Annotated in this window: 13 protein-coding genes, 2 tRNA genes and 4 rRNA genes; 5 read left to right on the top strand and 14 right to left on the bottom strand. The window is 55.1% G+C overall.

Going from position 1 to position 20,815, the window contains the following annotated elements; genetic code table 11:
• Nucleotides 1-43: 43 nt before the first annotated feature.
• The gene (locus ACQQZ8_RS02685) at nucleotides 44-1,099 is read left to right on the top strand and encodes an Atu2307/SP_0267 family LLM class monooxygenase (protein WP_431711175.1); all 1,056 of its coding nucleotides are present in this window, start codon (nucleotides 44-46) and stop codon (nucleotides 1,097-1,099) included.
• A gap of 147 nt (nucleotides 1,100-1,246) precedes the next feature.
• Here the strand turns inward: ACQQZ8_RS02685 and ACQQZ8_RS02680 are convergent, their stop codons facing one another.
• The 3 genes from ACQQZ8_RS02680 to ACQQZ8_RS02670 form a co-directional block, all read right to left on the bottom strand.
• A complete protein-coding gene (locus ACQQZ8_RS02680; RefSeq protein WP_431711174.1) occupies nucleotides 1,247-1,849 on the bottom strand; it encodes a GNAT family N-acetyltransferase in 603 nt (200 codons plus the stop codon).
• Between the two features lie 2 nt (nucleotides 1,850-1,851).
• Nucleotides 1,852-2,454, bottom strand: a complete 603-nt coding sequence (locus ACQQZ8_RS02675; RefSeq protein ID WP_431711173.1) for a TetR/AcrR family transcriptional regulator — start codon at nucleotides 2,452-2,454, stop codon at nucleotides 1,852-1,854.
• 139 nt (nucleotides 2,455-2,593) lie between these two features.
• Nucleotides 2,594-2,670, bottom strand: a tRNA-Val gene (locus ACQQZ8_RS02670).
• Nucleotides 2,671-3,066: 396 nt separating this feature from the next.
• Here ACQQZ8_RS02670 and ACQQZ8_RS02665 point away from each other — a divergent pair.
• On the top strand, nucleotides 3,067-3,720 hold the full coding sequence (locus ACQQZ8_RS02665; protein WP_431711172.1) for a GNAT family N-acetyltransferase: 654 nt from the start codon (nucleotides 3,067-3,069) through the stop codon (nucleotides 3,718-3,720).
• Here the strand turns inward: ACQQZ8_RS02665 and ACQQZ8_RS02660 are convergent.
• The 5 genes from ACQQZ8_RS02660 to ACQQZ8_RS02640 form a co-directional block, all read right to left on the bottom strand.
• Nucleotides 3,717-4,634, bottom strand: a complete 918-nt coding sequence (locus ACQQZ8_RS02660) for a hypothetical protein (RefSeq protein WP_431711171.1) — start codon at nucleotides 4,632-4,634, stop codon at nucleotides 3,717-3,719. The two genes, ACQQZ8_RS02665 and ACQQZ8_RS02660, sit on opposite strands and share 4 nt — an antisense overlap.
• 7 nt (nucleotides 4,635-4,641) lie before the next feature.
• Nucleotides 4,642-6,294 (bottom strand): HsdM family class I SAM-dependent methyltransferase, encoded by a 1,653-nt coding sequence (locus ACQQZ8_RS02655; RefSeq protein ID WP_431711170.1) that lies wholly within the window; start codon nucleotides 6,292-6,294, stop codon nucleotides 4,642-4,644.
• 222 nt (nucleotides 6,295-6,516) lie between these two features.
• The gene (locus tag ACQQZ8_RS02650) at nucleotides 6,517-7,470 is read right to left on the bottom strand and encodes a DUF808 domain-containing protein (protein ID WP_431711169.1); all 954 of its coding nucleotides are present in this window, start codon (nucleotides 7,468-7,470) and stop codon (nucleotides 6,517-6,519) included.
• A gap of 204 nt (nucleotides 7,471-7,674) precedes the next feature.
• A tRNA-Thr gene (locus ACQQZ8_RS02645) sits at nucleotides 7,675-7,748 on the bottom strand.
• A gap of 160 nt (nucleotides 7,749-7,908) precedes the next feature.
• Nucleotides 7,909-8,763, bottom strand: coding sequence for a DsbA family protein (locus ACQQZ8_RS02640; RefSeq protein ID WP_431711168.1), 855 nt, complete (start codon nucleotides 8,761-8,763; stop codon nucleotides 7,909-7,911).
• Between the two features lie 320 nt (nucleotides 8,764-9,083).
• Here ACQQZ8_RS02640 and ACQQZ8_RS02635 point away from each other — a divergent pair, with 320 nt between their 5' ends.
• The 3 genes from ACQQZ8_RS02635 (at nucleotide 9,084) to ACQQZ8_RS02625 (ending at nucleotide 12,242) form a co-directional block, all read left to right on the top strand.
• Nucleotides 9,084-10,520, top strand: coding sequence for an alpha,alpha-trehalose-phosphate synthase (UDP-forming) (locus tag ACQQZ8_RS02635; protein WP_431711167.1), 1,437 nt, complete (start codon nucleotides 9,084-9,086; stop codon nucleotides 10,518-10,520).
• 36 nt (nucleotides 10,521-10,556) lie between these two features.
• The gene (gene otsB / locus ACQQZ8_RS02630; protein WP_431711166.1) at nucleotides 10,557-11,369 is read left to right on the top strand and encodes a trehalose-phosphatase; all 813 of its coding nucleotides are present in this window, start codon (nucleotides 10,557-10,559) and stop codon (nucleotides 11,367-11,369) included.
• A gap of 90 nt (nucleotides 11,370-11,459) precedes the next feature.
• Nucleotides 11,460-12,242 carry a glucose 1-dehydrogenase gene (locus ACQQZ8_RS02625; protein WP_431711165.1) on the top strand — a complete coding sequence of 261 codons (783 nt, stop codon included), beginning with the start codon at nucleotides 11,460-11,462 and terminating at the stop codon, nucleotides 12,240-12,242.
• A 72-nt stretch (nucleotides 12,243-12,314) separates the two neighbouring features.
• Here ACQQZ8_RS02625 and rrf (ACQQZ8_RS02620) read toward each other — a convergent pair.
• The 6 genes from rrf (ACQQZ8_RS02620) to ACQQZ8_RS02595 form a co-directional block, all read right to left on the bottom strand.
• A 5S ribosomal RNA gene (rrf, locus tag ACQQZ8_RS02620) occupies nucleotides 12,315-12,431 on the bottom strand.
• 146 nt (nucleotides 12,432-12,577) lie between these two features.
• Nucleotides 12,578-13,360 carry an SDR family oxidoreductase gene (locus ACQQZ8_RS02615; protein ID WP_431711164.1) on the bottom strand — a complete coding sequence of 261 codons (783 nt, stop codon included), beginning with the start codon at nucleotides 13,358-13,360 and terminating at the stop codon, nucleotides 12,578-12,580.
• Nucleotides 13,361-13,594: 234 nt separating this feature from the next.
• A protein-coding gene (locus tag ACQQZ8_RS02610; protein WP_431711163.1) for an IS3 family transposase occupies nucleotides 13,595-14,742 on the bottom strand; the annotation gives its coding sequence in 2 pieces (ribosomal slippage) (nucleotides 13,595-14,469 and nucleotides 14,469-14,742; 1,149 coding nt in all).
• Between the two features lie 190 nt (nucleotides 14,743-14,932).
• A 5S ribosomal RNA gene (rrf, locus tag ACQQZ8_RS02605) occupies nucleotides 14,933-15,049 on the bottom strand.
• Between the two features lie 151 nt (nucleotides 15,050-15,200).
• Nucleotides 15,201-18,338, bottom strand: a 23S ribosomal RNA gene (locus ACQQZ8_RS02600).
• 558 nt (nucleotides 18,339-18,896) lie between these two features.
• A 16S ribosomal RNA gene (locus ACQQZ8_RS02595) occupies nucleotides 18,897-20,422 on the bottom strand.
• The 16S, 23S and 5S rRNA genes sit together here, the layout of an rRNA operon.
• Nucleotides 20,423-20,815: the final 393 nt, after the last annotated feature.

Below are 20,815 nucleotides of genomic sequence, written 5' to 3'. Positions count from 1 at the left end.
GTATTAGATGCAAAAGCATTTATTTTGTGGAAAGGTGTTCTTGATGACTACGCAGCTTCCCGGTGCCGCTCCCCTAGAGTTAGGTGTGGAAACCTTCGGAGATATTACCGAAGATGCCGAGGGCAAACTACTCTCCCATGCTCAAGTGATCCGCAATGTGGTCACCGAGGGCCAGCACGCCGAGGCTTCGGGTCTTGATTTCTTTGGGATCGGTGAACACCACCGTGATGACTACGCAATCAGTGCTCCCGAGATCGTCCTTGCCGCGCTGGCGCAAAGCACCGAACGGATTAATTTAGGTACCGCGGTCACCGTGCTTTCCAGCGACGACCCGGTGCGCGTATTCCAGCGCTTCGCCACCCTGCAGGCGCTTTCCAACAACCGGGCAGAGATTATTGCCGGACGGGGCTCCTTCGTGGAGTCCTTCCCACTGTTCGGGTACAACCTGAACGATTACGAGGAGCTTTTCGAAGAAAAGCTTGAGTTGTTGGCGCGCTTGCGACATGGCACACCGGTGAGCTGGTCTGGCCAGTTACGCCCGGCACTGAATAACCAGCAGATATACCCTTTCCTAGAAAGTTCTGAGGTCCGCACCTGGGTGGGGGTGGGCGGCAGCCCGGAGTCGGTAATTCGTGCCGCGCGCCACGGCCTACCGCTGTTCCTAGCCATCATCGGCGGCCAGCCCGCAGCGTTCAAGTCCCTCGTGACCCTCTATCACAAGGCTTTGGAATCCTTCGGCAAACAGCCACAGCAAGTAGCGGCCCACTTCCACGGCCTGGTGGCACAGAGCGATGAGGAAGCCTTGGAGCTACTGTGGCCGCATTACCAGCGCACCATGAATCGGTTAGGTTCCGAACGCGGCTGGCCCGCGGCCTCCAAAATGCGTTTGCAGGCCGCCATGGGACGCGACGGCGCGATGCTGGCCGGCAGCCCGCAGACGGTGGCGGAAAAGATTGTTCGCTTCAGCAAGGAATTGGGACTTAGCCGGGTGGACATCAAGTACTCGCAAGGCACCATGCCCCACGAAACAATGATGCATGGTATCCATCTGCTGGGAACCGAAGTCAAACCGTTGGTCCTTGATATGCTCGGTCGCTAAACTCACCCCTGTGAAAATCTGAAAAACCCGCCGAACCTGACTTCGGCGGGTTTTCTCATCGCGGCGATGCGAAGGCTTAGTGCGTGAATACGCACCCGAACCCCGATGCTGCGATGGATCTGCAACGCTATTTAAGAGCAGCGTTAGTCAGCGTGACCCCGCGTCCGATCGCAAACTCATCGACACATATCTGGCAAACCCCGCCCGCTTGGCGAACCTCACCGGACGCGTACTGGATTCACTGAACCCGAGTTTTCGATAGAGTCCGAGCGCCGGAGTATTTGTGTCCTTGATGTCACGCAGCACGAACTCGTCATAGGGCAGCTGCAGCAGGTGTTTCAGTAGCTCGGTAGCCACGCCCTTCCCCTGATGTTTAGGCACAGTGGTGACAAAGGCCAACTCGGCCAGCCCGGGGCGTGCGCCTTGGTATGCGCCGAGAAACTGGCTTCTGACAATAAAATAACTAAGCAGACCGTGGATCGGTCCCAGAGCACGCTGCATCTGAGCGCGGTCCGGGGCGAAGCATTCCTCGGCTCCTTGGGTGACGGATGCGATTGCGGCGCCTTCCCCGTCGAGCAGCGCCACATAGAAGCGCTCCAAGATGACCATATGTTCGAATGCGTTCGCTAACTCTCGGGAGTTCTTCGAGAAGTATTCGAAGTCCTCAGCAAAACCTTGAACGAGCACTTCGGTGATGACCCGCCGGTATTGCTCCCCTAGCTCATCTCCGCGTTTGATTTCGAGGCTCATAACTATCTCATTTCAGTAAGCAGGCGTAGCACTAGATCGACGTCCTGTTCGGTGATTCCGTCTGGGATTAGCGTTCGCATGCTCGCGGTGCCGGATAGCATCGCGAAGTAGTAGGCCGTCAGACGATGAGGATCACCGTCTACGAATTGCCCGAACGCTTGACCGCGAGCTATGAGCGCTGCGAAGGCATCCCATAACGCGCGTTGGCTCCCAGCCAATCGAGCGGCGGAACCACGCGGGGTATCGGTCAAGAAGGCATGATTCAGGACGAGATAAAACGCGGCTTCACTACCGCCGGATGCCAGGTCAGTTAGCAGGATACGGGTGAAACCACGCACCAAAGTCAGTGGTTCCGCATCACTGGAGAGCGTCTGCGCCGCCGCCTGTACACCGCGTGAGGCAGTGTTCAGTAATGCGTCGAAGAGCGCTTCCTTGCTCGCATAGTGACGGTAGATCGAACCAGCACTAAGCCCAGACTCCGCAGCGATGTGTCTGATCTTCGACGCGGCGAATCCACGGGTGGCGAAGACCCTCACGGCCGCATCCTCAATGGCCTCGCGCGTCGCCTCACGCATCGCGGCGTTTTGCTCCGCCGTTCTTGCCATGCCCGCCCCTTAGAATGAACTCTAATTCATTCTATTGGTTTCGGTGGCCTAGACAACCCCCGCGCTCTTCGGAACTATGCAGCACAACAAAAAACCTCACCCGAACACAGTGTGTGGGGTGAGGTTTTCAATAATGAACTGGTGGATCTTACTGGACTCGAACCAGCGACCTTTCGCGTGTGAGGCGAACGCTCTAACCAACTGAGCTAAAGATCCATAGAAGGTGTTCTACCGGCTCTCGCCGTAGCACCTAAACGATATTACTGGCATTTTCAGCGGTCACCAAATCGGCACTTGCAGCCCCGCGCTTTACCGCTCTGACCATGGATTTTTCGACAACATTCGGCGACCAATCGGTGCCGAAAACAGCAGTAAAAACAGTTAACCTAGATTTAACATTTCAGCCCCTGTTCCAACTTGTTCCTTTCGCTTCTGGGCCGCATAATTTTTCTGTGGCTCTCTACAGGCCACACAACTGGGCCCTACAAGGAAGCTGCCGGAAGCCGCCGGCAACGGTCCCCTAAAGGCCAACGAAACCGTTGCCCTCCGTTGCAAAACGCTGGGGTAGCAAATCTCCATTTCGTTCGTTCTTGATTTTTAGGACCGTACCCAGTGCTTCCACAACTGTGCTATGCCCTGTCATTTTTGCCGCCCACCGACGCTGAACGTCGTGAAATGGCCCATCTCTACCCACAAGTCAATGCTCGCTGGAACCAAAAAATGGATCGCGCCAGCGTGGTGGTGACGGTTCGTGATGCAGGGTTGTTGATTGCCGCCGGTATTGTGCACGATTCGATCGTGGCACCCACTGAGTTGATGGATGCGGTAGAGCTAGGGTGCATGAGCGTAGACCCACGGTATCGTCGCATGGGGATTCGGCAGCATGTCACCTCGCTGCGGCTCGAACATGCCCTACGCGCAGGTGCCAACCCCATTACTGTCATCTACGCGGGCAACCCAGCTTCGTGGGCATTTTACGAGCGTTCCGACTTGTGGAGTTTAGAGCGCGAATATGAATACGATCAGCAGCGACTATTCATCTATCAGACCACCCCACTTGCCAAACAGTGGGTTCATCAGCTGCCGCATGCTGCGGAAGTTTCACAAGACCCGCGCAAGTCACAGCTGGCTGTCCAACTCCCGCTCGATCAAGCCACCGGCACACCCCTGGCGGCCCCAATCACCGCTGCGCAGCCGTCCAGTTCCTTAATTGCGAAGAATCAGGGAACGGATGCTGGATTCGGTTTGGAGCCGGTAGCCGGTTAGAACAGTGGGTCTTGCAACTCTGCGGCGGGATCCACGTTACTGACCGGTTCGTCTAGTCCTTCACGACGCATCCGAGCCACTTCGTGCAAGTCAATGGGCGTGACTTGTAGGACGGCGTCGACCATCTTGGTCATGAACTGTTCGGTGGCAACGTCCTCGGGAACTTCCCCGTGGACAACGTTCACCTGCGGGCTGCTCGTGTTCTCATCCCAGTCCACGAGCAGCAACCCGGTGGCGGTGTACCCGTACCCATCCCCGAAGTCACGCAATTTGCGGATCATGTCGATGGTGCGGCGAAATGCTGCTGGTTCGGTCTTGAGGATTGTGGCGCGTTGGACAAAGTAGAATCCAACAGCGGCCAGTGGGTAGCGCGCACGCAGATTTGCTGCATCCCCATAGGCTTCCTCATAGCGGTTAGCTAAGTTCTTGCCGAAGGAAGCGGTCATCGCTTTGGTGCTGAGCAACAGTTCCGGCCCTCTGGACCAGTGACTCATCACCACATCGGTTTGCTTCATATAGGCGCGCCCGAGAATCCGCGCATCGGTACTTCCAGCCTTGCCCGCCAGAATGGCCTCGTGCACCTGTTCGGCAAGGCGTTCTGGTAGCTTGCGTAATAGCTCCAAGATATCGGCGGAGAGTACCCGAGGCGCTTCGGGTCGGGGCCAGACCAGATCCGGGTCAAAACCCGCACGGCGAAGTTCATGGGCCAGCCAGGCATCCACGCCTTGGGCGAAACGCCCCGAGCGAGTCACCGCTTTGGATCGAATGGGGATACTCAGCAGCTGCTCGAGCAGCTCGTACGAAGGCTGAAATGCGTTCTGCACCTTGCCGTCGAGAAGCCACGGGGATGTTTTCGCCGCACTGGATAATGCCGCATCAAATTCGGCAAACGCCAGGGTTTTCTCGTGCCCCATACCGCCCTTAGTTTTTGACTCTTTTACCGCGCGTTTTGCGCCGCAGCAGCATGCTCATCCGAGACTCTCGCAGAATGTTCTGTGCCTGTTGCTCAAGGTTCAGCATGCCTCCGAGCACAATCTCGTCCACCAAATCAGTGGCTCGCTGTTTGTGCCCCTCATGCAATAGCTTAGCGACCTGAGGTTTAAGCGCTTGTAACTGGGGTGTGAACCGCCGGATCTGACGTGCCGAGGGCACCGGAAGCTTATCTGCCTCGGAGGGCTCGAGTTTCAGAATCCCGCCTCCGTAGGACCGACCGACGATTTCCGCACCCAGCATGGTCAGCGTGTTCAAGGAGGCCAAGGGCAAGAGGTCTCGTCCCAGCTCACGCACATCAGCGCCCAAGTACACACCGTGGATGGAGTTAATATGGTGCACGTTTGCCGTATTGGTAGTTAACCGGGGGGTGTCGGCGTTCATATAGGTCATAAACAGATCCGGAACCGAGGCCAGTGGCACCCGCCACCAAGGACTACGAACCCGGCATTTATAAGCCTGATCAACCCCCGCGAGTTCTCCCTGAGCAATCAGACGTTCACCGGCTACCGACGCGTTCCCCTCGGGTCGGAACAGGTAGGTAGCCGCGTTTTGCGCGCTGAGTTTCTGCCACTGGGCTTCGCTTAGTTCAAGTCCGCGTAGGTGTCGGGACCCCGGTGGAGAGATCCGCACCACCTCGGTGCTGTCCAGCTTCAGGTCGTCCAGTTGTGCAGCGGTACGCGTAAACCATTTGTTGTTACCGGTGACCGCCCCTAAAGACGTTTCACCCCATGCCTGCAGGGGCACGAAGTCGGCTTCGGCGAGCGCGTGGCTATAAATTCCGCGCGCCTCACTAGTAGCCAATGAGCTCGTCCAGCGTTCCTCGGTCTGCTCAACGGTGTGCAGCACCCCCTCGGACAGCGTGCCCAAAGCTGCAGCATTCGGAACCTGATGCAATCGGAAGTGTTTTTTTCCTTGATGGCCATACCCATCGGCCAGGAGCAACACCACTTCTTCTTGGGCATCAGCGAAGACCCGTTCGTCAAAAAGCACCAGGCTCACCTCCGCGAAGCGGCTGAGCAGCATGGAGCGCACAGGCGCCGCGTAATTCACGAACATCAGTTCTGCCGGCAGCACCAAAGCCATCCGGCCTCCGGTGCGCAGGAAGCTCGTGGCGTGGACAACGAACGCGGCCCAGACAGAGGCAAGCTCGTTTAGCTCTATTCCTCCGGCGGCTGCTGCGCGGCGCGAGAGGGTACGCTCGTTTCCTCGGTGTAGTTGATAGCGCACGTAGGGTGGGTTGCCAATGACGGCATCCATATCCGCGTTTCCGTCGAACTCAAAAAAGTTACCGCAGCGGATTTGCGCGCGGGCTCCATCCTGAGCGAGTAGCCGCATTGCTTCTCGCACGGAGGGCGCATGTAACTCCACACCGTGTAATTCCCCGGTTGTTTGGGACGTGGTAAGCACTTGGTGTGCGGTACGCAAGAACTGAGCTTCACCGCAGGACGGTTCAAGGATCCGTCGTGCTCCATGTTCCAAAGCCCATTCGGTCATGAAGCGGGCGATGGGTTCGGGCGTGAAATAGGCGCCGCGGGCATGCCGAGAGATGGCATCCGCATTCGGTTCTTGGCTTGTCAACACGCTTCGATCTTTCCATGGCCATCGGACACTTTGCTCTGCCTTATAGGGCCGACAGAGTCTGAGGCGCTCCACACCGGCCATGGCTGGGTAAACACCGTCCTAATTCTATCGCGCAGCTTGCCCCGGCCGTGGCCAGCCCAGAGTTGACTTGATCTCTTGGGGGTAGGACGATCCCGGCTTTCGCGAAAGCGCAGTCGAAGAGACTCAGTGGAACCTGGGGGCCTAGTGTGCTTCGCGCTTTTCAGGTCGAGTCCCGCGCAGTGATCGAATTCCCAAGACCACCGCGGCGATCACCGAACCGATGATCATCCCAGCCACGCAGGATAATGCCGTATTGACTATCCAGCCGACCACGGCACCAGCAGAGCCCGTGGCGTTGGCTGCTAGCAGTTCCATGTGATGAACCCACTGGTAGGGCGACTGCCAGCCGAGCTCCTCCAGACCCACGAGAATAATGTGTCCACCAACCCACAGCATTGCCACTACCCCAACCTTGCTGAGAATCGACATCACGATCGGCATCGCTTTCACCAGGCCGCGGCCTACCTTTTGTGCAAGTCTCGAAACACGCTGCGCTAAGTGCAACCCAACATCGTCCATCTTCACGATCAGCGCCACCGCACCATAAACAACGATGGTCATGCCCAACGCGACGGTAATGAGAATCAAGGTACGCATCAGGAACGATTCGTGTGCCACCTCGTTGAGTGAAATCACCATGATCTCAGCAGAGAGGATCAAGTCGGTACGCACCGCCGCGGAGATCACCGTCTTCTCATCGACAGCCGTCTTTCCACCGCGCGAATCATGATGTTTGACGATGTGCAGCAGCTCCAACATCTTTTCCGCACCTTCAAAAACCAGGTAGGCACCGCCCAACATGAGAATTGGGGTCAGCGCCCAAGGTGCGAACTGCGATAGCAGCAAGGCCAGAGGCAGAATAATCAGTAGCTTATTACGAATCGAGCCCTTGGCAATCTTCCAAATAATGGGCAACTCACGCTTTGGATCGATCCCCGCGACATATTGTGGAGTTACAGCCGCGTCGTCCACCACCACGCCCAAGGCTTTGGTGCTGGCTTTACTGGCACCCAGAGCCACGTCATCAAGTGAAGCCGCGGCAAGCTTCACCAGCGCGGCCACGTCATCAAGCAGTGCGACCAATCCACCAGCCATGGTTTTATCCCTCGATTAGGTAGTTTCTCGCCAATATCTGGCGGACTCCAACGATACCCAGTGGCGCCGAAATATCTGGCACATTTTGGGGGCCGAGCAGAAAAAGATGTGAATCTAATTCCAACGCAGCGCATTTTCCGCACCGAATCGTAGAGACAACGAAACCCCGGGAAATGCGTTGACGCATTTGCCGGGGTTGTTTCGAGCCCCCTACCGGATTCGAACCGGTGACCTTCAGTTTACAAGACAGACGCTCTGGCCAGCTGAGCTAAGGAGGCGTACCGAATAAGAATATCCGAACTGCTAGCGGTGATGCTAATCGCGGCCATGTCACTTTAACATGTTGTGGGGAGGACACCGTGACGGTGTCCTCCCCACAACATTAAAGGTGCGTGATCACTACGGGATATTACCTTATCCGCGGTGATTACCAAACATTTAGGCGTTGGCCTCGATTGCGGCCTGAACTTCAGCTACGAAATCGCCACCCAAGACAAACTCTTGATCCTGAATCATCACCGTTGGAGTGGCTCGGATGCCATCAGCTTCGGCAGCTGCGGTAGTGAACTGGACGAAGGGGCGGAAGGTTCCGTCGTTGATGCAGTCCGTAACATCGGCACCATTGTCCTGAGCGAGCTGGGCCAGTTCAGCGTTCTTCATTTCACCGTTGGCATGGTTAGCCCAGACGGCTTCAATGAAGTTTAAGTACGAGGCAGGAGCTGTATCTGCCACACAAGCCATAGCGTTTGCGGCACGCGAGGAGTAATTGGTAGGTGAGCCACCGTCAAGGAAGCCGACGGTGCGGTATTCAACCATGACCTCGCCATTGGCCAGCCACTGTCCGATCTGGTCTCCATACTGGCTCTCGAAGGTTGCGCAGTGCACGCAGTTCGCGTCGGCGAAAATCGTCAGTACTACCGGCTCGCCCTGAGCTCCCACCTGAAGATCACGCGGTTCGGGAGTAGCAACATTCTTCGGCTCGCCAACCTGGTTGATATCAACGCTGACCCCGGAAGTGTCAGCTACTTCGGTATCCGAGATCAAGGTGATACCACCAGCAGCGTTTCCGCCCTTGGGAGCAGCCCCGGCGTCGGAAACCTCATTGCTCTGGTTCTGGAAAATCAGGACAAACACCAAGGCGATGACGACAACGACCGCGCCAATAACACCAAGCTTGACCATGAGCGACTTGCGCTTTTCCTGCGCAGCTTGGGCGGCAGCCAGCTTAGCGGCTTTCTCGCGTGCGTTTGCCTGCCGCTCAGACTTCGACGGGCGAGGGGAATTTGAAGACATGTTTAATTTGCGTCCTTGTTCGGAGACAGGCTTGATTCGAATTAAGCTTAGCCAACATAGGCCCGAAAAGTCGCATCTTTTGCTTGAAGGTCACACCTTCACAGTTTCTGCACAACATCCCCCAACCCCCAACTCAGACTATCGATGCTGTTCGTCACCAACTGGAGACATAAGAGTCTTCTAAATTCCTTTCACAGCCGATACTCATTAGGCTCATAATGTGATGGGGGCTACTGCCTCCGCTGCGAATCCGTGCAGGAACTATCACAGAACGCCCACTCGTCGATTTCACTTCGGTGTGTGGGTATTGGGAGGAAATCGTGAGCCGAGAAGTTCCAGACGCCAATTACGAGTTCATTGTGGTGGCCAACCGCCTTCCGGTGGACCGGGTCACCAATTCCGACGGTTCCCCTGGCTGGCGCCGCTCCCCCGGCGGGTTGGTCACCGCGTTGGAACCGATTATGGCTTCGTCCACTGGTGCATGGGTGGGTTGGCATGGAGCCACCAATGAGCACTTAGAAGCATTCGACAAAGACGACATTCACATGGTTCCCGTCGCTTTGTCCGATGAAGATCTGGAACTTTACTACGAGGGCTTTTCCAATTCGACCCTGTGGCCGCTGTACCATGACGTGATTGTTCCCCCGGAATATCACCGCACTTGGTGGGATAACTACAAAACCGTTAACCAGCGATTCGCTGATGCGGTACTGGAAGTCGCCGCACCGAACGCGACGGTTTGGGTTCACGACTACCAGCTGCAGCTCGTACCGAAAATGTTGCGGCTGGCTCGCCCAGATCTGCGAATCGGCTTCTTTAACCACATCCCCTTCCCCGCTACCGGACTCTTTGCCCAACTTCCTTGGCGTAAACAAATCCTCGAAGGTCTAGCCGGCGCGGATCTGGTGGGTTTTCAGCGCGAAGCCGACAGCGCTAATTTCGTGCGCTGCTTGCGCCGCTACACCGACTACTCAGTTAAAGGGCATGAAGCTACACCGGATGAAAACTACGCACTAAAGAATGTGTGCCGCGCAGCAGCGCACCCGATCTCCATCAATACCTCTCAGGTGGCTGAGCTTTCCCGGGATCCAGAAATCCAAGAACGGGCCAAGCAAATCCGTGCCGGGTTAGGGAATCCCAAGACGGTGATGCTCGGTGTTGACCGGCTTGACTACACTAAGGGAATCCGGCATCGACTCAAAGCCTATGGTGAACTGCTCAACGACAAATCGCTGCAAGCTGGCGAGGTGTGCCTCATCCAGGTGGCCAGTCCAAGCCGTGAGAACGTGGAGCGCTACATCCAGCTGCGAAATCAAGTCGAACTGATGGTTGGGCAGATCACCGGGCAGCATGACACGCTTAGCCACACCACCTTGCGCTATTTGCACCACTCCTACCCGATGCGGGAAATGATCGCCATGTATCTCGCCGCCGATGTGTTGCTGGTGACTTCGCTGCGTGATGGGATGAATCTTGTGGCCAAAGAATACGTTGCTGCCCACGAAAATGGGCAGGGTGTTCTGGTCCTATCGGAATTTACCGGTGCCGCTGATCAGCTCACGCAAGCTGTCTTGGTCAACCCGCATGATATTGATGGGATGAAACAGAAAATTGTTCAAGCGGTGACAATGCCTGCGGCTGATCAGGCACGCAGAATGCGTCGAATGTTCCGCCATCTTCAAGAAAACGACGTAGTGGGATGGTCACAACGTTTCTTGGAGGAACTCTCGTCGATCAACCACCCGGTTTCACCTTAAGAATTCACAAATACCAACGTCTATCGGGAAGCACGGATGAATCTTTCGCCTTCAACTCTGGCCCCTGAACTGCGCCAAGCCCTGACCGAACTGGCCAAGAATTCGCCTCTGGTTATCGCCTTAGACTTCGACGGAACCATGGCTCCGCTTGTTAACCGTCCGGAAGACGCACGTCCGCTGCCCGAGTCGGCGGCGTTGCTGATGGAACTTGGCACATTACCCGGGGTTCTTACCGCATTGATTTCTGGGCGTGACTTAGCTTCACTTCGAACCGTCTATCCCGAACCACGCCCCGAAGTGCTCATCGGCTCCCATGGTGCAGAACGAGTGGTCCCACCCCGGCTGCAAACCGCTGCGCAACAGATTGAACTGAATGCGGAGCAATCGCAGCTGCTACGCCAAGTCACCGAAATCCTCAGTGAGGTATCTGCCAATTTTGTCGGCACCACTCTGGAGTACAAACCAGCTTCAACGGTGTTACACGTGCGTCAGGCTACCGATGCCATCGGTGAACTTGCGCTAGCTGCCGCCCAGCAACAGCTACAAAGTTTACCCGGGCTACGCTTACTCGCGGGCAAGGCAGTACTCGAAGCCAGTGTTCTCAACGCCACGAAGGGTCAGGCCCTCCAGTGGTTGCGGGAAGTAACCCAGAGCAAGGCCATGCTCTTTGTTGGCGATGATGTCACCGATGAAGATGGTTTCCGTTCTCTGAGCCAGAAGGATCTGGGGGTGAAGGTTGGCTCGGGGTCGAGTGTAGCCACGCAGCGGATCCAGTCCCCCGCCGCCCTTCCAGAAACGCTAAGATTTCTCCTGCAGACCCGACGGGACCTGCAGATTCTCAATGAATGATGGATACCGTATCGATGCCAGTTACTTTCACCTAGACTCGTGAGTAACGGGGGCTATTCAACCCCTTGTCACCGGATGAAAGGGTTCACCATGGGCAGGTTCACGGGTAAGACAGTCATTATCACCGGCGCCGGGTCAGGCTTAGGTCGTGCCGCAGCCGAACAGATCGGTAGCGAGGGTGCAAACCTCGTACTGGTCGATCTGAACGAAGCTGGCCTCAAAGATACCGAGGCAGCGATACAAGCTGATTCACCTGACGCACAAATTCTGCTCCAGACCGCTGATGTGGCTAAGGAAGATGATGTCAAGGCATATGTAGCGGCCGCTGTTGAACGGTTTGGACGCATTGATGGCTTCTTCAACAATGCCGGTATCGAAGGCAAACAGAACCTCACCGAAGAATTCGGTGCAGCCGAATTCCACAAGGTCGTCTCCATTAACCTCGATGGAGTGTTCTTCGGCATGTCGCATGTTTTAAAGGTCATGCGCGAGCAAGGAAGCGGCACCATCGTAAACACCGCTTCGGTCGGTGGTATCCGTGGGGTAGGTAATCAATCTGGTTATGCTGCCTCAAAGCACGGTGTGGTGGGGCTGACCCGTAACTCTGCCATCGAGTATGGTCAGTACGGGATTCAGATCAACGCCATCGCGCCCGGAGCTATCATGACTCCGATGGTTGAAGGATCGTTGAAACAAATGGATCCAGATAATTGGGAAGAAGTTGGTAAGTCTTTCGTGGAACCCAACCCAATGAAGCGTTTTGGACGTCCCGAAGAGGTGGGCCAGCTCGTAGCGTTCCTACTTGGTGGCGAAGCCTCATTCATTAACGCCGCGGTTATTCCGATTGATGGCGGACAGTCCTACAAGTACTAATCACCACTCATAAGTTCAGAGATACAGGTGAGGCTCCACCCATTGGGTGGAGCCTCTAACCTTATAAATTATGTCCGGCGGTGTCCTACTCTCCCACACCCTCCCGAGTGCAGTACCATCGGCGCAGTGGGTCTTAGCTTCCGGGTTCGGTATGGGACCGGGCGTTTCCCCCACGCTATGACCGCCGTAACTCTAACCCGCACGGTAATCCGCGCAGAAAACTACGGTGTCCATCGCGATCGCGACAACTCCATCACTATATCAGGGACACCGGATCAAGCGCCAATCCCTAGGGGTTGTTTATCTGTGTCCTTCATCATACGAATGTTCCGTAGTTAGCCCCAAATGTTTTCCCCGCGCAGCGTTGCTTCCGCACCACCATCGCAGTAGATCGTTTGGCCCGTTACATGACTGTTTTCTTCGCTCGTCAGCCATAGTAAGAGTTTGGCGATGACAATGGCCTCCGAATGATAGTTCAAGGGCATTGGAACGCTCTGATCGACCATATTTCGTCCTTCAGCAGTCGCCAGCAGGTCACGGGTCATGTTCGTGATCACGGTGCCAGGTGCAACAGCATTCAGTGGGATCCCTGCGCCGGCCCATTTATCTGTGATGCATTCACGGCGCACCCAGCGACTCAACGCACGTTTGGATGAGGAATAGTTCAAGTACCCATCCTGCGCTCCGTTGGCGGCCAGTTGCTCACCAATGGTTAGGGCGTTGTCTTCGTCATCAGCCAACAAGGCCTCGACAAGTTCAGCAGAATTAGACTGTATCGATGCCATTGAAGAAACAACCGCGACGCGAGGGGCAGAAGATTCAGCCAAGGCTGGCAGTAAACCTTCTAGGTACTTCGTAACGCCGAAGTAATTGACCGCGACTGTCAAAGCTTTCGGAGCCGAAATTCCAGCAGCCGCAATAACAGCGTCAATCGCACCGTCACTGACTCTCAAGGTCTCGCTAATGGCGGTTTGTCGACCTTCAGGTGTCGAAAGATCTGCGGTAACGTCCGCATCGCGCAAGTCCACACCAATTACTCTGCCGCCGCGTTCGCGAATCAATTCAGCGGTAGCCGCACCGATGCCCGATGCCGCACCAGTAACTACGTAAGTACGCATGTACAGTTTGCCCCTTCAGTTCTAAGGATCGGAATTAGTGTCCCGACGTATCCAGAAAAACGCTTTATGGCCTAAGCCTATGATGTTTTGAAGCAGCAAGGCTTCCTCTTGGTTACTCGGGTCCTCGATATGTGACTGACGAAGTCTTGCTCCTTTTCGAGCGTGGTTTCTGTCTATGCATCCGGCGCCAGGGGCGTTGAACATCTGGTTGGGTCCCTTTAAGCAGTCCAGCAGCTATGCGATAGCTAACTGATTCTCTCTAACCCATTCATCCCAAAACCGGGACGGCGTCAACCCATCCAAAGACCCATGGGGACGCTCATGATTGTAAATGTCTTTCCATTCATCAGCCAAATACTTCGCTTCCACCATAGTGTCCATATTTTCCCCGGAAAGCTGTTCACGCCGGAACTGCGCATTGAACGACTCAATAAAACCGTTCTGCCAAGGTGAGCCCGGATCGATAAACGCAGTGGACACCCCCACAGTATTGCACCATTCCACCAGCGCGTCAGCAGTGAACTCAGGCCCGTTATCACACCGCACAAACGTTGGCTGGATCCCAGTTTCAGCAATGATGTCCTCCAAAACAGCCACCACATCAGCAGCTTTGAAAGACCTGCGGGGAATGATCGCCAAAGCGGTCCGCGTGTACTCATCAATGACATTGAAGAACCGGATATGACGGCCACAAGAGGTGACATCCGACTGGAAATCAAAGCTCAGTACATGCATCGGGTACTCGGCGGTCAACCGCTTCTGTTCCCCAGCGTCTGGGCCGGTGCGCCGCTTCTTTCGACGCTTGGGCTTACAGACCAGGCCTTCTTCTCGCCATAATCGTCGGATGCGCTTGCTGTTCAAGGCAGTGTCTTTCCATCGTTCGGTGGCCAGCAAGTGCCAGCGGGCTTTGCGCCATCCCCACGTTGGATGCTTAGACGCGACAGCCCTCAAGTCGGCTCGTAGCTGCGCTTCGTCAAAGCTCATCGGTGTTTTTTTCTTACGTAGTGCAGAGCGGTTCTGGCCCAGAACTTGGCAAGCGAAGCGTTCGGACGCCCCGAATTTTTCCATCGCCATCCGTACAGCACGGCGGCGTGGTTCGGGGCTTAGAATTTTCCCTTGGCAACCTCAGTAAGGATGTCGTTGGCGAGCATCTGATCGGCGAGCAGCTTCTTGAGGCGGGCGTTTTCCTTCTCTAGCTCTTTGGTGCGTTTGCTGGCTTCAGCGTTTTTCTCGGACCCGTACTGGTTGATCCAGCGGTACCAAGTAGCTTCAGTGATCTGCAGTTCCTTGATGACCTCGATCATCGGGTGGCCTTCATTGAGCATCTTCTGTCCTTGGCGGACTTTAGCGATGACCTGGTCTGGTGTGTGTCTGCGTGCCATTTTTCTGTGATTCCTCCTGTGTCCATTGTCGGACACGAGTACTCACATAGTCACTGGACTACTTTCCGGGGACCCAACCACATCCACCAGCAACCCGCAGCCTATAAGCCAGCGTCCCGGGACGGAATACCATCCGGTTAAATGGGTGAGGCCCTGACACACAGTGTCAGGGCCTCAAACCACAATAATAGTCCGGCGGTGTCCTACTCTCCCACACCCTCACGAGTGCAGTACCATCGGCGCAATGGGCCTTAGCTTCCGGGTTCGGTATGGGACCGGGCGTTTCCCCCACGCTATGACCGCCGTAACAGCCTCGAAACAACAAACACAATAATGCAACCAAACCCCGCAACCACACTAGCGTGTGATTGATGAGGTTGTTATCTCGTAACCATATAGTGAACGCGAACACACAAAAAATCTTGTCTACCCAACCCACAGGTCGGGTGTTTTGTTGGTGTTGATAAGTCATCGGCCTATTAGTACAGGTCAGCTACACAAGTCTTCAGTCCTTGCTTCCACATCCTGCCTATCAACCCAGTGGTCTAGCTGGGGGCCTCTCACACCACAAGGGTGCATGGAAATCTCATCTCGAAGCAGGCTTCCCGCTTAGATGCTTTCAGCGGTTATCCCTTCCAAACGTAGCTAATCAGCGATGCACTTGGCAGTACAACTGACACACCAGAGGTTCGTCCGTCCCGGTCCTCTCGTACTAAGGACAGCCCTTCTCAAATTTCCAACGCGCGCAGCGGATAGGGACCGAACTGTCTCACGACGTTCTAAACCCAGCTCGCGTACCGCTTTAATGGGCGAACAGCCCAACCCTTGGGACCTACTCCAGCCCCAGGATGCGACGAGCCGACATCGAGGTGCCAAACCATGCCGTCGATATGGACTCTTGGGCAAGATCAGCCTGTTATCCCCGAGGTACCTTTTATCCGTTGAGCGACGGCCCTTCCACACGGTGCCGCCGGATCACTAGTCCCGACTTTCGTCCCTGCTCGAGCTGTCACTCTCACAGTCAAGCTCCCTTGTGCACTTACACTCAACACCTGATTGCCAACCAGGCTGAGGGAACCTTTGGGCGCCTCCGTTACTCTTTAGGAGGCAACCGCCCCAGTTAAACTACCCATCAGGCACTGTCCCTGAACCAGATCATGGTCCGAAGTTAGGTGACCGGTACAGCCAGAGTGGTATTTCAACGATGACTCCACCTGAACTAGCGTCCAAGCTTCACAGTCTCCCACCTATCCTACACAAGCTGCACCGAACACCAATACCAAACTATAGTAAAGGTCTCGGGGTCTTTCCGTCCTGCTGCGCGTAACGAGCATCTTTACTCGTACTGCAATTTCGCCGAGTTCATGGTTGAGACAGCTGGGAAGTCGTTACTCCATTCGTGCAGGTCGGAACTTACCCGACAAGGAATTTCGCTACCTTAGGATGGTTATAGTTACCACCGCCGTTTACTGGGGCTTAAATTCTTAGCTTCGCATTACTGCTAACCAGTCCTCTTAACCTTCCAGCACCGGGCAGGAGTCAGTCCGTATACATCGTCTTGCGACTTCGCACGGACCTGTGTTTTTAGTAAACAGTCGCTTCCCACTGGTCTCTGCGGCCCACACCCGCCTCCAAGGAGCAAGTCCTCTTCACGGGGCAGGCCCCCCTTCTTCCGAAGTTACGGGGGCATTTTGCCGAGTTCCTTAACCATGATTCTCTCGATCGCCTTGGTATTCTCTACCTGATCACCTGTGTCGGTTTCGGGTACGGGCGGACTGGGACCTCACGCCGATGCTTTTCTAGGCAGCATAGGATCACCAAATCACCCACCAAAGTGGGCGCCTATCAGGTCTCAGAAACATGAACAGCGGATTTACCTACCGTTCTTCCTACACCCTTGGACCAGGTCAATTCCATTGCCTGGCTCGGCTACCTTCCTGCGTCACACCTGTTAATACGCTGACCTCACAGCCTCGGTTCCCAGCCCCGCACACCACAACAACACCACAAGGGCGCCGTACGCAATGATTGGAGGTGGTTAGCATCAACTGCTCAGTATGGGCGGTCCTTCGCCGGTACGGGAATATCAACCCGTTGTCCATCGACTACGCCTGTCGGCCTCGCCTTAGGTCCCGACTAACCCAGGGCAGATTAACTTGACCCTGGAACCCTTGATCATTCGGCGGACGGGTTTCTCACCCGTCATTCGCTACTCATGCCTGCATTCTCACTCGTGTAGCCTCCACCACTGGTTTCCACCGCGGCTTCACCGGCCACACGACGCTCCCCTACCCATCCAAACCACTGGACCACAAAGGCCTATGACATGTTTGAATGACGCAACTTCGGCGGTGTGCTTGAGCCCCGCTACATTATCGGCGCGGAATCACTTGACCAGTGAGCTATTACGCACTCTTTCAAGGGTGGCTGCTTCTAAGCCAACCTCCTGGTTGTCACAGCAACTCCACATCCTTTTCCACTTAGCACACGCTTAGGGGCCTTAGTTGGCGTTCTGGGCTGTTTCCCTCTCGACTATGAAGCTTATCCCCCACAGTCTCACTGCTACGCTCTAACTTACCGGCATTCGGAGTTTGGCTAAGGTCAGTAACCTTGTAGGGCCCATCGCCTATCCAGTAGCTCTACCTCCAGTAAGAAACACGCAACGCTGCACCTAAATGCATTTCGGGGAGAACCAGCTATCACGAAGTTTGATTGGCCTTTCACCCCTACCCACAGCTCATCCCCTCCATTTTCAACTGAAGTGGGTTCGGTCCTCCACACGCTCTTACACGCGCTTCAACCTGGCCATGGGTAGATCACTTCGCTTCGGGTCTAGACCGTGCCACTCAAACGCCCTATTCAGACTCGCTTTCGCTACGACTACCCCACACGGGTTAACCTCGCGACACAGCACTAACTCGCAGGCTCATTCTTCAAAAGGCACGCCATCACACAGGACAAGCCCATGCTCTAACGGTTTGTAAGCACACGGTTTCAGGTACTATTTCACTCCCCTCCCGGGGTACTTTTCACCATTCCCTCACGGTACTGATTCACTATCGGTCATCAGGTAGTATTCAGGCTTACCAGGTGGTCCTGGCAGATTCACACGGGATTCCTCGAGCCCCGTGCTACTCGGGCACCTATACAAGAACGGCAGACACGCATTACACCTACGGGACTATCACCCTCTCTGGTCCGGCATTCCAACCGATTCACCTATACGCCCGCACCTCGCTCCGCCAACTAGATAGAGTCAGCACATATAAGCCCCACAACCCCGATGATGCAACGCCTATCCGCTATCACACACCAACCGGTTTAGCCCCATCCGCGTTCGCTCGCCACTACTAACGGAATCACTATTGTTTTCTCTTCCTGCGGGTACTGAGATGTTTCACTTCCCCGCGTTCCCTCCACGCAACCTATACATTCAGTCACGGGTCACACCACATAACATGGTGCGGGGTTTCCCCATTCGGAAATCCTGGCCTCAACGTCCGGTTATCGACTCCACCAGGCTTATCGCAGATTCCCACGTCCTTCATCGGCTCCTAATGCCAAGGCATCCACCGTGCGCCCTTAAAAACTTTCAACAAAACACTTTGCAAAAAGCCTCAAAAATAATTGAGCAACAAAACAATCAACAAAATCACAAAACAAGACTCAAACATCACACAAACCCGCGACAACAGGCCCATGCAACTCATCTCGTTCTATAAGATGCTCGCGTTCACTATACAGTTCCCAAACAACAACCCCACACCCCCAAAACCACCACCCACAAACCGGGGCAATAATCTCAAAGACACAGGACAAGGCCACACCAAAACCACCACAACCCCCCAGCACCCAGCCAAAACCAGACACCAAAAAAGGGGGGCCATGAAAGCTTGTTGCCTCAAAACCCAACAGCATGCCAAACCACACAAACCACACCACACCCCTCACCCGCTTTCCCACACCACCACCCCACAAGGGACGATCATGCGTACTCACAAGCAAAAAACGCGACACAGCCACAGCCAACACCCACACACCACCAACGGCGCATGTTTCCCAGTGTTGAGTTCATTGATATTCCACCCATGAGCAACCCACCCAAACAACACTCGTGTCTGGCATGAGCAACCAAATAATGGTTAGCTCCTTAGAAAGGAGGTGATCCAGCCGCACCTTCCGGTACGGCTACCTTGTTACGACTTAGTCCCAATCGCCAGTCCCACCTTCGACGACTCCCCCCACACAAGGTGGTTAGGCCATCGGCTTCGGGTGTTACCAACTTTCGTGACTTGACGGGCGGTGTGTACAAGGCCCGGGAACGTATTCACCGCAGCGTTGCTGATCTGCGATTACTAGCGACTCCGACTTCATGGGGTCGAGTTGCAGACCCCAATCCGAACTGAGACCGGCTTTTAGGGATTAGCTCCACCTCACAGTATCGCAACCCATTGTACCGGCCATTGTAGCATGCGTGAAGCCCAAGACATAAGGGGCATGATGATTTGACGTCATCCCCACCTTCCTCCGAGTTGACCCCGGCAGTCTCCCATGAGTCCCCGGCATAACCCGCTGGCAACATGGAACGAGGGTTGCGCTCGTTGCGGGACTTAACCCAACATCTCACGACACGAGCTGACGACAACCATGCACCACCTGTGAACCAGCCCCGAAGGGAAGGACTATCTCTAGCCCGGTCTGGAACATGTCAAGCCTTGGTAAGGTTCTTCGCGTTGCATCGAATTAATCCGCATGCTCCGCCGCTTGTGCGGGCCCCCGTCAATTCCTTTGAGTTTTAGCCTTGCGGCCGTACTCCCCAGGCGGGGCACTTAATGCGTTAGCTACGGCGCGGAAAACGTGGAATGTCCCCCACACCTAGTGCCCAACGTTTACGGCATGGACTACCAGGGTATCTAATCCTGTTCGCTCCCCATGCTTTCGCTCCTCAGCGTCAGTAAATGCCCAGAGACCTGCCTTCGCCATCGGTGTTCCTCCTGATATCTGCGCATTTCACCGCTACACCAGGAATTCCAGTCTCCCCTACATCACTCTAGTCTGCCCGTACCCACCGCAGAACCAGGGTTGAGCCCTGGTCTTTCACGGCAGACGCGACAAACCGCCTACGAGCTCTTTACGCCCAATAAATCCGGATAACGCTCGCGCCCTACGTATTACCGCGGCTGCTGGCACGTAGTTAGCCGGCGCTTCTTCTGCAGGTACCGTCACTTACGCTTCTTCCCTACTGAAAGAGGTTTACAACCCGAAGGCCGTCATCCCTCACGCGGCGTCGCTGCATCAGGCTTTCGCCCATTGTGCAATATTCCCCACTGCTGCCTCCCGTAGGAGTCTGGGCCGTGTCTCAGTCCCAGTGTGGCCGGTCACCCTCTCAGGCCGGCTACCCGTCGTCGCCTTGGTGAGCCATTACCTCACCAACAAGCTGATAGGCCGCGAGTCCATCCCCAACCGATAAATCTTTCAACCACCCACCATGCGGCAGGAAGTGATATCCGGTATTAGACCCAGTTTCCCAGGCTTATCCCGAAGTCAGGGGCAGGTTACTCACGTGTTACTCACCCGTTCGCCACTAATCCACCCAGCAAGCTAGGCTTCATCGTTCGACTTGCATGTGTTAAGCACGCCGCCAGCGTTCATCCTGAGCCAGGATCAAACTCTCCATAAAAAAATAAAAAGCCACCAACAAGCCCCCCAAGGAAAATCAGGGAACCACAACGTTGATGTAGTCCTGGCGAATAAAAACCACTCAAGAAACACCACACGGGGGTGCGGCATCCTCAAGCAAAAAATGTTTCGTATTCACCAAACAAAAAACATTCGGTATCAACAAACTTGGCACACTATTGAGTTCTCAAACAACAAACACTTTCCGGTTCTTCATCAACCACATTCAAGGTGATGATTTCTTCCGGCGTTCTTTGTAAATCTTATCTTGAAGAATATTTGAAAGTCAAATTCATTTTCATGTGATTTGAATTTCTATTCTTCCCCCATTTAGTTCCTGATTGATTTCACAGATAACTGTGTTCTTCAGGGTTTTGATGGGGTTTTTGTTGCC

This window comes from Glutamicibacter uratoxydans (assembly GCF_050753455.1).
GTDB lineage: Bacteria > Actinomycetota > Actinomycetes > Actinomycetales > Micrococcaceae > Glutamicibacter > Glutamicibacter uratoxydans_A.
This window is presented reverse-complemented; position numbering and strand designations above follow the sequence as displayed.

Bases quoted from the DNA above. Each gene is read 5' to 3' on its own strand.
- ACQQZ8_RS02685 (WP_431711175.1), top strand. From the start codon at position 44: ATGACTACGCAGCTTCCCGGTGCCGCTCCCCTAGAGTTAGGTGTGGAA.
- ACQQZ8_RS02680 (WP_431711174.1), bottom strand. From the start codon at position 1,849: ATGAGCCTCGAAATCAAACGCGGAGATGAGCTAGGGGAGCAATACCGG.
- ACQQZ8_RS02675 (WP_431711173.1), bottom strand. From the start codon at position 2,454: ATGGCAAGAACGGCGGAGCAAAACGCCGCGATGCGTGAGGCGACGCGC.
- ACQQZ8_RS02660 (WP_431711171.1), bottom strand. From the start codon at position 4,634: ATGGGGCACGAGAAAACCCTGGCGTTTGCCGAATTTGATGCGGCATTA.
- ACQQZ8_RS02650 (WP_431711169.1), bottom strand. From the start codon at position 7,470: ATGGCTGGTGGATTGGTCGCACTGCTTGATGACGTGGCCGCGCTGGTG.
- ACQQZ8_RS02640 (WP_431711168.1), bottom strand. From the start codon at position 8,763: ATGTCTTCAAATTCCCCTCGCCCGTCGAAGTCTGAGCGGCAGGCAAAC.
- otsB (WP_431711166.1), top strand. From the start codon at position 10,557: ATGAATCTTTCGCCTTCAACTCTGGCCCCTGAACTGCGCCAAGCCCTG.
- ACQQZ8_RS02625 (WP_431711165.1), top strand. From the start codon at position 11,460: ATGGGCAGGTTCACGGGTAAGACAGTCATTATCACCGGCGCCGGGTCA.
- ACQQZ8_RS02615 (WP_431711164.1), bottom strand. From the start codon at position 13,360: ATGCGTACTTACGTAGTTACTGGTGCGGCATCGGGCATCGGTGCGGCT.